This window comes from Pseudomonas sp. NPDC087804, from assembly GCF_044742965.1.
GTDB lineage: Bacteria > Pseudomonadota > Gammaproteobacteria > Pseudomonadales > Pseudomonadaceae > Aquipseudomonas > Aquipseudomonas rustica.
Genome location: NZ_JBIUVN010000008.1, coordinates 96,430 through 110,293, shown reverse-complemented (window position 1 = coordinate 110,293; position 13,864 = coordinate 96,430). Strand labels below are relative to the sequence as shown.

The following is a 13,864-nucleotide window of genomic DNA, read 5'->3' as shown; positions in this document are numbered from 1 at the left end:
ACCCATGGCAGAGTAGAGTGCCGAAGTACAACTTAGGAAATGACCTACGCGAAAAGCAGACCGGATGACTTTGCTGGCCGGGATGGCCAAGGATTTCGCGGGGAAGTTGGGATATGTCCCACCGGGTTATCCGAATTTTCCACAGCCAGTGGGGAAAATTTCAGACAACCCGGTTTAAGGACAACCTGCCGTCAGGAAGACAGGTAGGAGGAGCGGGTCAGACCCAGACGCAAGGCATCGAGGAATTGCGTGCGCTCGCTGGCACTGATGCGGGCACTGGCGCACTTGTCGCGGTAGTGGGTCATCAGTTCTTCCGGCGACAAGTGCACGTAACGCAGCATGTCTTCGATGGTGTCGTGGGTCTCGATGCCGGCGTGGTACACGCTGCCATCGGCGTTCTGGTAAATGTTCACCGAGTCGGTGTCACCGAACAGGTTGTGCATGTCGCCGAGGATTTCCTGATAGGCGCCCACGAGGAACACGCCCAGCAGGTAGTCTTCGCCTTCATTCAAACCGTGTACCGGCAGACTGGTTTCGATGCTCTGCTCGTCGACGTACTGGTTGATCTTGCCGTCGGAATCGCAGGTCAGATCCTGCAGCACCGCGCGACGCAGTGGCTCTTCGTCGAGACGGTGCAGCGGGATGATCGGCAGTACCTGATCGATCGCCCAGGTGTCCGGCAGGCTCTGGAACACCGAGAAGTTGCAGATGTACTTGTCGGCCAGTTTGTCGTTGAGCTCGTCGAGCACCTGACGGTGCGAACGCTGACGCGCTTTCAGCGAGTTGTGCAGGCGGCGGCACACGGCGAAGTAGCACTGCTCGGCCAGGGCTTTTTCAGCCAGGGTCAGCTTGCCGTCGGCGTACTGCGCGGCCACGTCGCTCATGTAGTGAGTCGCGCGCCAGTAGGTTTCGGTGACCATTTCAATGTCGGTCGGGCCGAGCAGGTCAACCAGCCACTGCACGGTTTCCGGCAGCGCTTCTTTGTTTTCGATCTGCGGGATTTCGTCGTTGTGCTTCTCGACGTCAGTCACCTGCACCACCAGCATCGCGTGGTGCGCGGTCAGCGAGCGGCCGCTTTCGGAGAAGATGTGCGGATGCGGCAGGGCCTGCGCGTCGCAGAATTCCTTGAGCATGCCGACCACGACACCGGCGTAATCGTCCATGTCGTAGTTGATCGAGCTGGCGTTGCGCGAGTGCGTGCCGTCGTAGTCGACACCCAGACCGCCACCGACGTCGATGTGATCGACCGGCAGACCGAGGTTGCGCAGCTCGCCGTAGTAACGGATCGCTTCTTTGAAACCGTGCTGATAGTCAGCGAGGTTGGCAATCTGCGAACCCATGTGGAAGTGCAGCAGGCGAATGCCCTGATCCAGACCGGCCGCGCGGAAGCGCTCGACCACCGACAGCAATTGCGCCGCCGACAGACCGAATTTGGATTTCTCGCCACCGGTGTCCGCCCACTTCGACGAGGCCAGTGACGACAGACGCACGCGCAGGCCGACCTGCGGCTTGACCTTAAGCGAGGCAGCTTCTTCGATCACCAGAGCGACTTCGGATTCTTTCTCGATGACGATGAATACGTTGTGGCCAAGCTTCTGACCCATCAGCGCCAGACGAATGAACTCGCGATCCTTGTAACCGTTGCAGACGATGGTGCCGCCCTTCGGCGCCAGCGCCAGGACGGCCAGCAGCTCAGGCTTGGAGCCAGCTTCCAGACCGATGGAGACGTCCTTGGTGGCGATGATGTTCTCGATCACCGCTTCTTGCTGGTTAACCTTGATCGGGTACAGCGCGGTGTACTTGCTCTGGTATTCCAGACGCTCGATGTTCGCATCGAAGGCGCCGGTCAACTGGCGGACACGGTCTTGCAGGATGTCGGGGAAACGAACCAGCAACGGCAAGGACAAACCGCTTTTGCGCAGTTGGTCGACTTGCTCGAACAGGTCGATAGGCGAGCTGCTCGGGCCGTTCGGACGAACTTCGACGCGACCGGCTTCATTGATCGCGAAATACCCGGCCCCCCAATGGCGAATCCCGTAAACACTGCGGCTGTCCGCAACTGTCCATTGGCTGCCATCGTCTTTACGTGTGCGTCGTACGGACATCGAAGTCCCCTATAAAGAAGTCATAGTGCGTCGCCTGAACGCAGGCTGGCGCAGTCTAAAGAATGAAAATGACGATTCGTCAGCGCGGCGGTAGACCGCGCTGACCGCGTGGAGTTTAGAAACCGGTCATGAACAGGCTCTGTGAAAACCATGGAGACGACGCCGGATCTGAAGTATTTCAGCGCCGGATCAAGCCGCAGATGGATTTCACAGAGGCTGCTAGCCGCCGGACTTCTTCGCTTTGAAACCGTGCTTGATCAGCTCAGCCAAGAGTAGCTCGACATGATCGCCCTGGATTTCGATGATCCCGTCTTTCAGCGCCCCGCCAGTGCCGCAACGTTTCTTCAACGTTGTCGCCAACTCTTTGAGCGCGTCTTCGGCCAGTGGCACGCCGGTGATGGTGGTCACCGTCTTGCCGCCGCGGCCCTTGCTCTCGCGACGCACGCGGGCAATGCCGTCCCCTGCCGGGATCACGGTTTGTTTGCAGATACAGGCGTCCACCGGCTTACTGCATTCCGGGCAATGACGACCTGCGTCGGTGGAAAATACCAGGCCACCAAGGGCGGCGAAGGATGCGGCTTTTTTGGCCACCGGCAATCCTCTTGGGAGGACAAAGACTGATCGCGACCTTGGGCAAGGTCATCGACCGCGAAGCCCCACTCAGGCAGGGGCAGCGCTACTGCACCGGATATCGATTCCTGGACGGCTCAATTGCTGAAATGTAGGAGCTGCCGAAGGCTGCGATCTTTTGATCTTTTTTAAAGGCCAAGATCAAAAGATCGCAGCCTTCGGCAGCTCCTACAGATTCCCCACAGGCCAGCAGTCAATCAGGCCAACCTCAAACTATTCGGTGCAGCTTGAAAAGGTCGCGCAGTGTAACGGCAAAAAACCCGATTGCTAAGTGCCAATCAGCGCCAATTTATGTGTTCTTTGCGACGTCGCTTTGTTGCGCCTTGAGATAGCGCTTCAACGCGGCCAGCGAGTCCGGGCAGTAAGGCTTTTGCCGGATTTCCTGCATGACCTGCTCGACCGGAATAAAGCGCGCTTCCAGCACCTCTTCCGGCTGCAGTTTCAGCGGGCCGTCCCAGACTGCAGAAAACGCCGAACACCAGAGACGGTTGCCGGTGTCTTCGAAGTAGAAATGGTCGTGAGCGGTCAACTCCACCCCGCTGACGCCCAGCTCTTCTTCAAGCTCACGGGCGGCCGACTCGGCGTAAGTCTCGTCAGCCTGCACCATGCCACCCGCCGCGACATCCCAATAACCGGGATAAATCGCCTTGCTCAGCGTGCGCCGGTGCACGCAAAGCTCACCGGCGGAATTGAACAGCATGATGTAAGTGCCGCGACCGATCAGCCCGCGTTCGCGCAGATCGGCGCGCACCAGAGCGCCGAGCAGGTTGTCCTGCTCGTCGACCCAGGCAATCTGTTCGGCATCGGAGGCGGCACGGTGCGCCGCCTCTTTCGCGCTATCGGACATGACTCATCCCTGATTAAGCAGTTGACGCAGATCGATCACAGCAGCGTTCGCACGGGAAATATAGTTGGCCATGACCAGCGAGTGGTTGGCCAAAACGCCGAAGCCGCTACCGTTAAGAATCATAGGACTCCACACCGGTTCCTGCGAGGCTTCCAGCTCACGAATAATCTGACGCACGCTGACGGTGGCGTTCTTCTTCGCCAGTACATCGGCGAAGTCGACTTCGATAGCGCGCAGCAAGTGCGACAGCGCCCAGGCCTGACCGCGTGCTTCGTAGAAGACGTTGTCGATCTGCATCCACGGCGTCTCGACGATTTCCTCATCGACCTGCGGCACTTCACCCACCGCCGGGGTTTCAGTTTTCAGCGCGGTGTTCAGCTTGACCCGACCGACACTGGCCGACAGTCGTTGCGACAGCGAGCCCAGACGGGTGCCGACATCGCCCAGCCAGTTGTTCAGGTTGTCAGCACGTGCGTAGAACAGTGCGTTTTTCTGGCTCGGATCCGACAGGCGCGCCTGATAACGGCTCAGCGAGTTGATGCCTTCCTGATACTCGGACTCGCTGGAAGGCAGAACCCAGCTCTTGTTGTCGAAGTTGAAACGCGGCTCGGCCTTGGCCAGATCGGCGTCTTCGGCAGACTGCGATTGCGAACGGGCGAAGTCTTTACGCAGGGCGCGGGTCAGGTCGCGCACCTGAACCAGCACGCCGTATTCCCAGCTCGGCGTGTTGTCCATCCACAGGCCTGGCGGGAAGCGGTCGTTGGAAATGTAGCCGCCCGGTTTGTTGAGCAACGTGCCGGCGACGGTCTTCAGGGTTTCGACCGTGGTGTAGCCGATGACCATTTGCTTGCCTTCTTTCTCGGCAGCCACTTGCGCGTTTTGTGCGACCGGAAACAGCGCTGGCTCCTGGCTCCAGTACCAGCCGAGGCCGATGGTCACCAGCAGATAAATGCCGATCAGTGTGGCCAATGCGCGGCTGAACAGCAGCCCGCCAACATAGCTGCGGGTGGCCGACTTGGGCTCGGCGGCACGTCCAGGCGCGCTGCCCGCGCGGTTTTTCCAGTCCAGCATGGCGATATCCTTTCAATCACTTGGGTTCAACGGTTCGACCACAACCATACAACAACGTGCCAGAGCCGGGCACCCGCGCGTAAAGATAAGCCGCAAATCGTGTGGGCAAATGACGCTTCGCGCCGAACTAAGGGTTTCCCTGATACCCGAGGACCGATCACCCGCATGCAGGCGCTTGAAAACAATCGAAAAGCGCATTCACCGCGATGATAAAAGTGCGGGGGAAAATTCATCCGAAAACTACCCGACCTCTATTACGCTCCCGGCACACGGGGACTTCACCGACGAGCAGGTCGAAAACAAAACCGATCGGTCAGAAACTGAATGATGACGCATTGCAGATTATTGCAGTACGACGCTCGTGTAAGGGAAAAGAGGTGCTAGCATAGAGCCACCAGTCGCCCTCAGCATGCAGCCTAACTAGTAGTCAGGATATGACCGAGCCAGAAGACCCCAGCCGTGAGCGTCTCAAGCACCACTTTGCCCAGCGGGTAATTCATCAGGCACGTCAGATTCTTGAGATATGGCAGCGCCTGCAACGCAGTGAGTGGTCCACCGTCGACCTCGCCGAACTGAGCGAGGCGAACTTGCGCCTGCTGCGTTTTGCCGAGCGCTTCGAACAGCCTGAACACACGCAACTGGCGCACCACATCAGTCAATCGCTGCAAGCGGTGGACGCCAATCGCGGCCGTCTCAGCAGCGGTCTGATCACCGATCTCAATCGTTTGATGCAGCGCTTGTCGCGCACCGGCCTGCGCCATGGCGATCAACTCGACCAGACCTTCCTGCCGCCGCTGCGCAAGCCGATCTACGTGATGCTGCAGGATCACGACCGCGCCGAGCGGCTGGCCAAACAACTGGAATTTTTCGGTCTCAGCGCGCAGGCGCTGGACAGTGTTGCGGCATTTCGTTCGTCGATGGTCGAGCGCTTGCCCGCCGCCATCGTCATGGACGTGGACTTCAGCGGGGCCGGCATCGGCCTGAAACTCGCCGCCGAAGCGCAGGTCGGTCTGGATGAACCGCTGCCGCTGCTGTTCTTCAGCCTGCACGAAACCGACACCCCGACCCGCCTCGCCGCCGTGCGCGCCGGCGGCCAGGAATTCCTCACCGGCACCCTCGAAGCATCGAGCCTGCTGGAGAAGATCGAAGTCCTCACCTGCGTCGCCCAGTACGAACCTTATAAAGTGCTGATCATCGACGACTCGCGTGCGCAGGCCTTGCACACTGAACGCCTGCTCAACAGCGCCGGCATCGTCACGCGCACCCTCATCGAACCGATTCAGGCGATGGCTGAACTGGCTGATTTCCAGCCGGATCTGATCATCCTCGACATGTACATGCCGGCCTGCACCGGCACTGAGTTGGCCAAAGTGATTCGCCACAACGACCGTTATGTCAGCGTGCCGATCATCTATCTGTCGGCCGAGGACGATCTGGACAAACAGCTCGACGCGATGAGCGAGGGCGGCGATGACTTCCTGACCAAGCCGATCAAGCCGCGCCACCTGATCACCACCGTGCGCAACCGCGCGGCCCGTGCGCGCAATCTGAAAGCACGGATGGTGCGCGACAGCCTCACCGGTTTGTACAACCACACGCACATTCTGCAATTGCTCGAAGACTGCTCGTTCCGCGCCCGCCGCGAGAGCAAGCCACTAAGCTTTGCGATGCTCGACATCGACCACTTCAAACGGGTCAACGACAGCCACGGCCACCCGATGGGCGACCGCGTGATCAAGAGCCTCGCACTGTTCCTTAAACAGCGTTTGCGCAAGACCGATTTCATCGGCCGTTACGGCGGCGAAGAATTCGCCATCGTTATGCCCGACACCGATATAGAGGCTGCGCACAAAGTGCTCGACGAAATTCGTCAGCGCTTCGCCGAGATTCATTACCCGGCACAACCGCAGGATTTGTGGTGCACCTTCAGCGCCGGCGTGGTGGAAATGCACGACGACTGCGACAGCCTGATGATGGCCAGTCAGGCTGACGAGGCGCTGTACCGCGCCAAGGGTGCCGGACGCAATCGCGTGCAGTCGGCGCGGGAATCAAAGCAAAGTGCCACCTTTTCATCAGATTCCACTGATTCGGTCATAACCCTGTAACAGAACCGCAATAAATTCAGGCGCTTACCATTTCTGCCGTTGGTAGCCGTCATGCGCCTGAAGTTGCTCACCAATCTCAATACCCTGCTGCTGGTCGCCGTGTGTGTCGCACTCGGCGCCACGTTGTGGTGGTCACAAAAAGCCCTCGAACGCCCGTATCTGTTGATGGAGCGGTATCTGGGGTTGTCACAGCAATTTCAGAACGAGGTCGCCCGTAACGTTGAGGATTACCTCGCCAGCGGCGACGCCTTGCGCCTGAGCGCCGCCAGTCAGGCCATTGATGGCTTGCACAAAGAACTCGGCGAACTGCCGCCGGCGCTGGCCGATACCCTGCGCCCGAGCCTGGCGGAGCTGGATGAATTCAGCAAAACCGACTTGCTCGCCGCCGGCAAACTGGCCGGTGATCCGCAGGCGCTGCTGTTGCAGGCCGAACGCGAACTGAGCGCCAGCCTTGAGCAACTCAGCACCTACGCCAACGGCAACTCGGGTTACCTGACGCCGCTGCTTGCCGCCTCGCAACATCTCGGCAAATTGTCGCTGGCGCGGGACAAACTGGTCAGCAGCGGTCGCAGTGAACTGGCGGCGGACGTTGAGCGTGAAGTCAGCAATATCAGCACGCAGGCTCAAGCAATCGATGCCCTGCCCTTGCTCGGCGTGGTTGCGAAAAGTGAATCCGGCAGCGACGATTTCGCCGCGATGATGGGCATCGAGAACACTGAAAAAGCCGTCGCCGAAGATGCTGGCGTCGGCCTCAAACGCGAACTCAACAGCTTGCTCGGTCGTTATCCGGCAGAGCTGGCGCGCACTCGCGAGCAGATCCAGAAGCGCAGCGATCTCAGCGCCGCCACCCACCAGAAAATCGCCGCCGTGCAGCAGGCCATCGCCGGACTCGAGCCGGTGGTGCGTGCGCAACACGGGCAGATTCAGGGTGAAGTGCGCCTGATGCAGGGCGTGATGATCGGCCTGATTCTGTTGATCGCGCTGCTGATCGACACCTTGCAGCGCCGACTCTCGCGCACCTTGACCAACCTCGCTCCAGCGCTGTCGACCTGGGCTGAAGGCGATTTCAGCCGCGACATTCATCTGGGCAAAACCAACCGCGAACTGCATGACATTGAGGCCTCGCTCAATCGCTTGCGCGCCTATCTGGTCGATCTGGTCGGGACGATTCGCGGCAATGCGGAGCAAGTCGCGGGCAGCAGCCGCACCCTCGCCGAGCTGAGCAACGATTTGCACAGCGGCGCCGAGCATCAGGCCGGCGACACCGCGCTGATCCGCGATTCCCTCGGCGAACTGGAGGCGACGATTCAACAAGTGGCCGGTGACGCGCGACAGGCAGCCGATGCCAGCCGTCATGCCGGACTGGCCGTCGAACATGGCCAAACCGTGATTGGCCAGAGCCTGACCGGGCTGCACGCCTTGGTTGGCGAAGTGCAAGGCAACGCGCAGATGATCGAGCATCTGGCTGAGGAGTCGGCGACCATTGGCGGCGTGTTGACGGTGATTCGCTCGATTGCCGATCAGACCAATTTGCTCGCGCTGAACGCGGCAATTGAAGCGGCGCGGGCCGGGGAAATGGGTCGTGGTTTTGCAGTGGTCGCCGAGGAAGTGCGTTCGCTGGCGCAACGGACTGCCGGGGCCACGGCGGAGATTCAGACGTTGATTGCCGGCCTGCAAACGGCGGCGCGGCAATCGGTCGAAGGCATGCGCGCGCAGGTCGAACACGCCGAAGCCACGGCCAGTCAGGCACAAGCAGCGGATGGCGCGCTGGATAAAATTGTTGGCGCGATCCAGACGATTTCCGACACGGCAGTGCGCATTGCTGAGGTTACGGCGCAGCAGAGTGGCGCGGTCAGTGAGATTCGCGATCACAGTGAGCGAATTCATCAGTTGGGTGGGGATAACTTGCTGCGGATCGGCCGAGGTCGCGAACAAGGCGAGAACTTGCTTGTACTCGGCGGCCAGCTGCATACAGCCGTTCAGGCCTTTCGCGTCTGATAGATCGCTTTCGCGAGCAGGCTCGCTCCCACAGGGGTACATATTCCAATGTGGGAGCGAGCCTGCTCGCGAAGAGGCCCGTCCAGTCACCACAAATGACCGGATCCAGACCCTCGGTCACATATTTTGCGCAAACATCGCCCATCGTGCTGGCTATTGCATAGAACTGGACAGTCACAAAGTCTTTGCGGCATAGTCGCCGGGTTCTGAACATTGCTCACTCATAACAAGGACAACGCAGATGGCAACGCTACTGGTGCTGCACGGCCCCAACCTGAACCTGCTCGGCACCCGCGAACCCGGTACTTACGGTTCAACGACCCTGGCGCAGATCAATCAGGATCTGGAGCGCCGCGCCCGTGAAGCCGGCCACCATCTGCTGTATCTGCAAAGCAATGCCGAGTACGAATTGATCGACCGGATCCACGCCGCGCGCGGCGAAGGTGTGGATTTCATCCTGATCAATCCAGCAGCTTTTACACACACAAGTGTCGCATTACGTGACGCGCTGCTGGGAGTGAGCATCCCATTCATCGAAGTGCATTTGTCCAACGTGCACAAACGCGAACCTTTCCGCCATCACTCTTACTTCTCCGACGTAGCGGTGGGAGTGATCTGCGGCCTTGGCGCCAGCGGTTACCGACTGGCCCTGGAGGCTGCACTAGAACAGCTTGAAACACCGGCAACGACTTGAAATACAAGCGTTAAGCGCCCCTGACCGACCCTTGGGAGTTGATGATTCATGGATATCCGTAAAGTTAAGAAATTGATCGAATTGCTGGAAGAGTCCGGCATCGACGAGCTCGAGATCAAGGAAGGCGAAGAGTCCGTACGCATCAGCCGTCACAGCAAAACCCCGGCTCAGCAGTACTACGCGCCGGCTCCGATGCAAGCACCGGCTGCCGCACCTGTTGCTGCTCCGGTAGCGGCTGCAGCCCCGGTTGCCGCTGCTGCGCCAGCGCTGAACGGCACTGTTGCCCGTTCGCCGATGGTCGGCACGTTCTACCGTAAATCTTCGCCAGCTTCGCCAGCCTTTGTTGAAGTCGGCCAGACCGTGAAGAAAGGCGACACTCTGTGCATCGTCGAAGCCATGAAGATGATGAACCACATCGAAGCTGAAACCAGCGGTGTGATCGAGTCCATCCTCGTCGAAGACGGCCAGCCGGTTGAGTACGACCAACCGCTGTTCACCATCGTTTGAACTGCGGAGAGCCTTTGATGACTGCGATGTTGGAAAAAGTTCTGATCGCGAACCGCGGTGAGATCGCCCTGCGGATTCTGCGTGCCTGCAAAGAGATGGGCATCAAGACCGTCGCCGTTTACTCCAAGGCCGACAAAGAGCTGATGCACCTGGGTCTGGCAGACGAATCCGTCTGCATCGGCCCGGCGTCTGCCGCTCAGTCCTACCTGCACATCCCGGCCATCATCGCTGCCGCTGAAGTGACTGGCGCTACCGCCATTCACCCAGGCTACGGTTTCCTCGCGGAAAACGCCGATTTTGCCGAGCAAGTCGAGAACTCCGGCTTCGCTTTCATTGGCCCGAAAGCCGAAACCATTCGCCTGATGGGCGACAAGGTATCGGCCAAGCACGCGATGATCGAAGCGGGCGTTCCTACCGTTCCAGGTTCCGACGGCCCTCTGCCGGAAGACGAAGAAACGGCGCTGCGCATTGGTCGTGAAGTCGGCTATCCGGTGATCATCAAAGCCGCTGGCGGCGGTGGTGGTCGCGGCATGCGCGTTGTGCACAAGGAAGAAGACCTGATCGCCTTCGCCAAACTGACCCGCACCGAAGCTGGCGCGGCGTTCGGCAACCCGATGGTGTATCTGGAAAAATTCCTGACCAACCCGCGCCACGTCGAAGTTCAGGTGCTGTCCGATGGCCAGGGCCACGCGATCCACCTGGGCGACCGCGATTGCTCGCTGCAACGTCGTCACCAGAAAGTTCTCGAAGAAGCGCCGGCACCGGGCATCGACGAGAAGGCTCGCGAAGAAGTACTGGCTCGCTGCGTCAAGGCGTGCATCGACATCGGCTACCGCGGCGCGGGTACTTTCGAGTTCCTGTACGAGAACGGTCGTTTCTACTTCATCGAAATGAACACCCGTGTTCAGGTGGAGCACCCGGTTTCGGAAATGGTCACCGGCATCGACATCGTCAAGGAGATGCTCAGCATCGCCGCTGGCAACAAGCTGTCGTTCACTCAGGATGATGTGGTAATCCGCGGTCACTCGCTGGAATGCCGAATCAACGCTGAAGACCCGAAAACCTTCATGCCGAGCCCGGGTACGGTCAAGCATTTCCACGCTCCAGGCGGCAACGGCGTTCGCGTCGATTCGCACCTGTACAGTGGCTATGCCGTTCCACCGAACTACGACTCGCTGATCGGCAAGCTGATCACTTACGGCGCGACCCGCGACGAAGCCATGGCCCGCATGCGCAATGCCCTGGACGAAATCGTGGTTGACGGGATCAAGACCAACATCCCGCTGCACCGTGATCTGGTTCGTGATGAAGGCTTCTGCAAGGGCGGTGTAAACATTCACTACCTCGAGCACAAGCTGGCTGGCGAGAAGCACTAAGCTTCAGCCCGCACCAGACAAAGCCGCCTTCGGGCGGCTTTGTTGTTTCTGCAGGTTTCAAAAGCCCGCTATGGAAGTCACCGTGCAAGTCACCATGGAAGTCGCTGCACTCCCCCTGTAGGAGCTGCCGAAGGCTGCGATCTTTTGATCTTCAACCATGTTCGTGTTCTGCCGCGCGCTCGCGTAAACTTGCGCGCTTCTCGCCGGCCGCTAGGCTGCAATCAATATTTTTCAAAGGTGCCCGCCATGCCTTGGCTGCAAGTACGTCTCGCCATCAGCCCGGAACAAGCCGAAACCTACGAAGACGCTTTCCTTGAAGTGGGCGCCGTGTCGGTGACCTTCATGGACGCCGAAGATCAGCCGATCTTCGAGCCGGAACTCAATACCACCCCGCTGTGGGCACACACGCATCTGTTGGCGCTGTTCGAAGGCGGCACCGAACCGGCACCGGTTCTGGCCCATCTGGAACTGCTGACCGGCAGCCCGCTGCCCGAGCATCACAGCGAAGTCATCGAAGATCAGGATTGGGAACGCAGCTGGATGGACGGTTTTGAGCCGATGCGTTTCGGTCAGCGTCTGTGGATTGTGCCGAGCTGGCACGCCGCGCCGGAGCCTGACGCGGTCAACCTGCTGCTCGATCCGGGCCTGGCTTTCGGCACCGGCACTCACCCGACCACCGCGCTGTGCCTGGAATGGCTCGACGGTCAGGATCTGAAAGACTGCAACGTGCTCGATTTCGGTTGCGGTTCGGGGATTCTGGCCATCGCCGCCCTGTTGCTCGGCGCGAAAGAAGCGGTCGGCACCGACATCGATGTGCAGGCGCTGGAAGCATCGCGCGACAACGCCGGGCGCAACAACATCGCTGATGAACTGTTCCCGCTGTACCTGCCGGAAGATCTGCCGCAGGTGCAAGCCGATGTGCTGGTCGCCAACATTCTCGCCGGCCCGCTGGTTTCGCTGGCGCCGCAACTGTCCAGCCTGGTGAAATCCGGTGGCCGTCTGGCGTTGTCGGGCATTCTTGCCGAGCAAGGTGATGAAGTCGCCGCCGCTTACGCGCAGGATTTCGACCTCGACCCGATCGCCAATCGCGATGGCTGGGTGCGCATCACCGGCCGTCGGCGCTAATATGACCGCCTGCACAATCCGGATCGCCGCATGACCGACAGCTTCGTCACCCAGTGCCCGCATTGCCAAACCAGTTTCCGTGTCAGCCATGCTCAATTGAGCGTGGCCCGCGGGGTGGTTCGCTGCGGCTCTTGTCTGCAAGTGTTCAACGCGGCCAAACAGCTGCTGGAACAACACGCCGGCAAGGACGCGGTGACGCCGGTCGCACCATCGATTGTCGAGCCTGCGCCGATTGTCGAGGCCGCGCCCGTTATCGAGCCACCGCCCATCATCGAGCCGCCCGCACCGCGCGCCATCAGCCAAAAACAGTGGAGCGCGTCCGAGCTTGATCTCGACAGCCTCGATCTGGACGAAGAACTTGCCCGCCTCGAACAACGGGAAATCCAGCCGACCACCGAATTCGGTCGTCAACGCGAAGATTCCCTGAGCGCCCGCCGCGACAGCCCTGAGCCGGATGAAACGGTCTGGCGCGATACTCTGTTCAGCGAACGCGCCGATGAGCACGCCGCCGAACACGAAGAGCACGAAGAACACGAGCCAGAAGTTGTCGACATCGAGCCGGTGAAATCCGCGCGCACCGAGCCTTCGTTGTCGCTCGAACCGGTGGATCTCAACGATGAGCCGGCCATCCCGCAATTGCGCCTGCACGACCCGATCGATCCGAACGCCCGTCGCGAACGTTTTTCCGCCAGCGACGACAGCGAAGACGACGACCTGCCAACGATCACCCCGTTGCGCAAAAAACGTGACCGCGCAGACCCCGGCGTGCGCGCCGAAGTCCTGCAGGATCTGACCGACGACCCGCTGCAACTCGACTGGCAGAAGCGCCGCTCGCCGTGGGGCCGGCGCATGCTTTGGCTGTTGTTGGTGCTGCTGGCGGCGGGCGGTCTCGGCGCTCAGTACGTTGCTTACCATTTCGACGAACTGGCGCGGCAGGATCAATACCGGCCATGGTTCCAGGAGATCTGCCCGCAGATCGGCTGCACCGTGCCGTCGAAAGTCGACATCGCCCGCATTAAAAGCAGCAATCTGGTGGTGCGCAGCCATCCGGAGTTCAGCGGTGCCTTGGTGGTCGACGCGATCATCTATAACCGCGCGACATTCTCGCAGCCGTTTCCGCTGCTGGAACTGCGTTTCGCCGACCTCAACGGTCACTTGATTGCCAGTCGTCGGTTCAAACCCGGCGAATACCTGAGCGGTGATCTCGAAGGATTGGCGGAAATGCCACCACAGACGCCGATCCACATTGCGCTGGATATTCTCGATCCAGGCCCGAAAGCGGTGAATTACAGCCTGAGTTTTCACTCGCCCGAGTGAATCGCTTCACCGTTTCTCGATTGACGGCAGTTTTCTGACTGAGCAGCGGGCAACCAAACCGCTGGCAATAACAGAATAACTGTTCAGAT

10 protein-coding genes and 1 pseudogene are annotated in these 13,864 nt (G+C 60.0%); 7 read left to right on the top strand and 4 right to left on the bottom strand.

Annotation, left to right across the window (positions count from 1 at the left end; genetic code table 11):
- Window positions 1-191 precede the first annotated feature (191 nt).
- The 4 genes from speA to ACIOMO_RS14085 form a co-directional block, all read right to left on the bottom strand.
- Window positions 192-2,105, bottom strand: a complete 1,914-nt coding sequence (gene speA / locus ACIOMO_RS14100) for an arginine decarboxylase (protein WP_053116910.1) — start codon at window positions 2,103-2,105, stop codon at window positions 192-194.
- Between the two features lie 219 nt (window positions 2,106-2,324).
- Complete coding sequence (locus ACIOMO_RS14095; RefSeq protein ID WP_007914613.1) at window positions 2,325-2,696, bottom strand: translation initiation factor Sui1; 372 nt, start codon at window positions 2,694-2,696, stop codon at window positions 2,325-2,327.
- Window positions 2,697-3,024: 328 nt separating this feature from the next.
- Window positions 3,025-3,582, bottom strand: coding sequence for an NUDIX hydrolase (locus ACIOMO_RS14090; RefSeq protein WP_053116909.1), 558 nt, complete (start codon window positions 3,580-3,582; stop codon window positions 3,025-3,027).
- A gap of 3 nt (window positions 3,583-3,585) precedes the next feature.
- Window positions 3,586-4,653: a DUF2333 family protein gene (locus tag ACIOMO_RS14085; protein ID WP_401241414.1), complete on the bottom strand. Its 1,068-nt coding sequence runs from the start codon at window positions 4,651-4,653 to the stop codon at window positions 3,586-3,588.
- A gap of 434 nt (window positions 4,654-5,087) precedes the next feature.
- Between ACIOMO_RS14085 and gcbA the strand changes: the two genes are divergently transcribed.
- The 7 genes and pseudogenes from gcbA to ACIOMO_RS14050 all read left to right on the top strand — a co-directional run bounded on the left by gcbA (window position 5,088) and on the right by ACIOMO_RS14050 (window position 13,775).
- The gene (gene gcbA, locus ACIOMO_RS14080; RefSeq protein WP_053116907.1) at window positions 5,088-6,758 is read left to right on the top strand and encodes a diguanylate cyclase GcbA; all 1,671 of its coding nucleotides are present in this window, start codon (window positions 5,088-5,090) and stop codon (window positions 6,756-6,758) included.
- A 1,491-nt stretch (window positions 6,759-8,249) separates the two neighbouring features.
- A pseudogene (locus ACIOMO_RS14075) lies at window positions 8,250-8,756 on the top strand (methyl-accepting chemotaxis protein); the annotation flags it as partial.
- Window positions 8,757-8,997: 241 nt separating this feature from the next.
- On the top strand, window positions 8,998-9,450 hold the full coding sequence (gene aroQ / locus ACIOMO_RS14070) for a type II 3-dehydroquinate dehydratase (protein WP_008078187.1): 453 nt from the start codon (window positions 8,998-9,000) through the stop codon (window positions 9,448-9,450).
- A gap of 48 nt (window positions 9,451-9,498) precedes the next feature.
- A complete protein-coding gene (gene accB, locus ACIOMO_RS14065; RefSeq protein ID WP_008078186.1) occupies window positions 9,499-9,957 on the top strand; it encodes an acetyl-CoA carboxylase biotin carboxyl carrier protein in 459 nt (152 codons plus the stop codon).
- 26 nt (window positions 9,958-9,983) lie between these two features.
- Window positions 9,984-11,333, top strand: a complete 1,350-nt coding sequence (gene accC / locus ACIOMO_RS14060; RefSeq protein WP_401241499.1) for an acetyl-CoA carboxylase biotin carboxylase subunit — start codon at window positions 9,984-9,986, stop codon at window positions 11,331-11,333.
- Between the two features lie 246 nt (window positions 11,334-11,579).
- Window positions 11,580-12,458: a 50S ribosomal protein L11 methyltransferase gene (gene prmA / locus ACIOMO_RS14055; protein ID WP_053116905.1), complete on the top strand. Its 879-nt coding sequence runs from the start codon at window positions 11,580-11,582 to the stop codon at window positions 12,456-12,458.
- A gap of 30 nt (window positions 12,459-12,488) precedes the next feature.
- On the top strand, window positions 12,489-13,775 hold the full coding sequence (locus ACIOMO_RS14050; protein ID WP_401241410.1) for a DUF3426 domain-containing protein: 1,287 nt from the start codon (window positions 12,489-12,491) through the stop codon (window positions 13,773-13,775).
- Window positions 13,776-13,864: the final 89 nt, after the last annotated feature.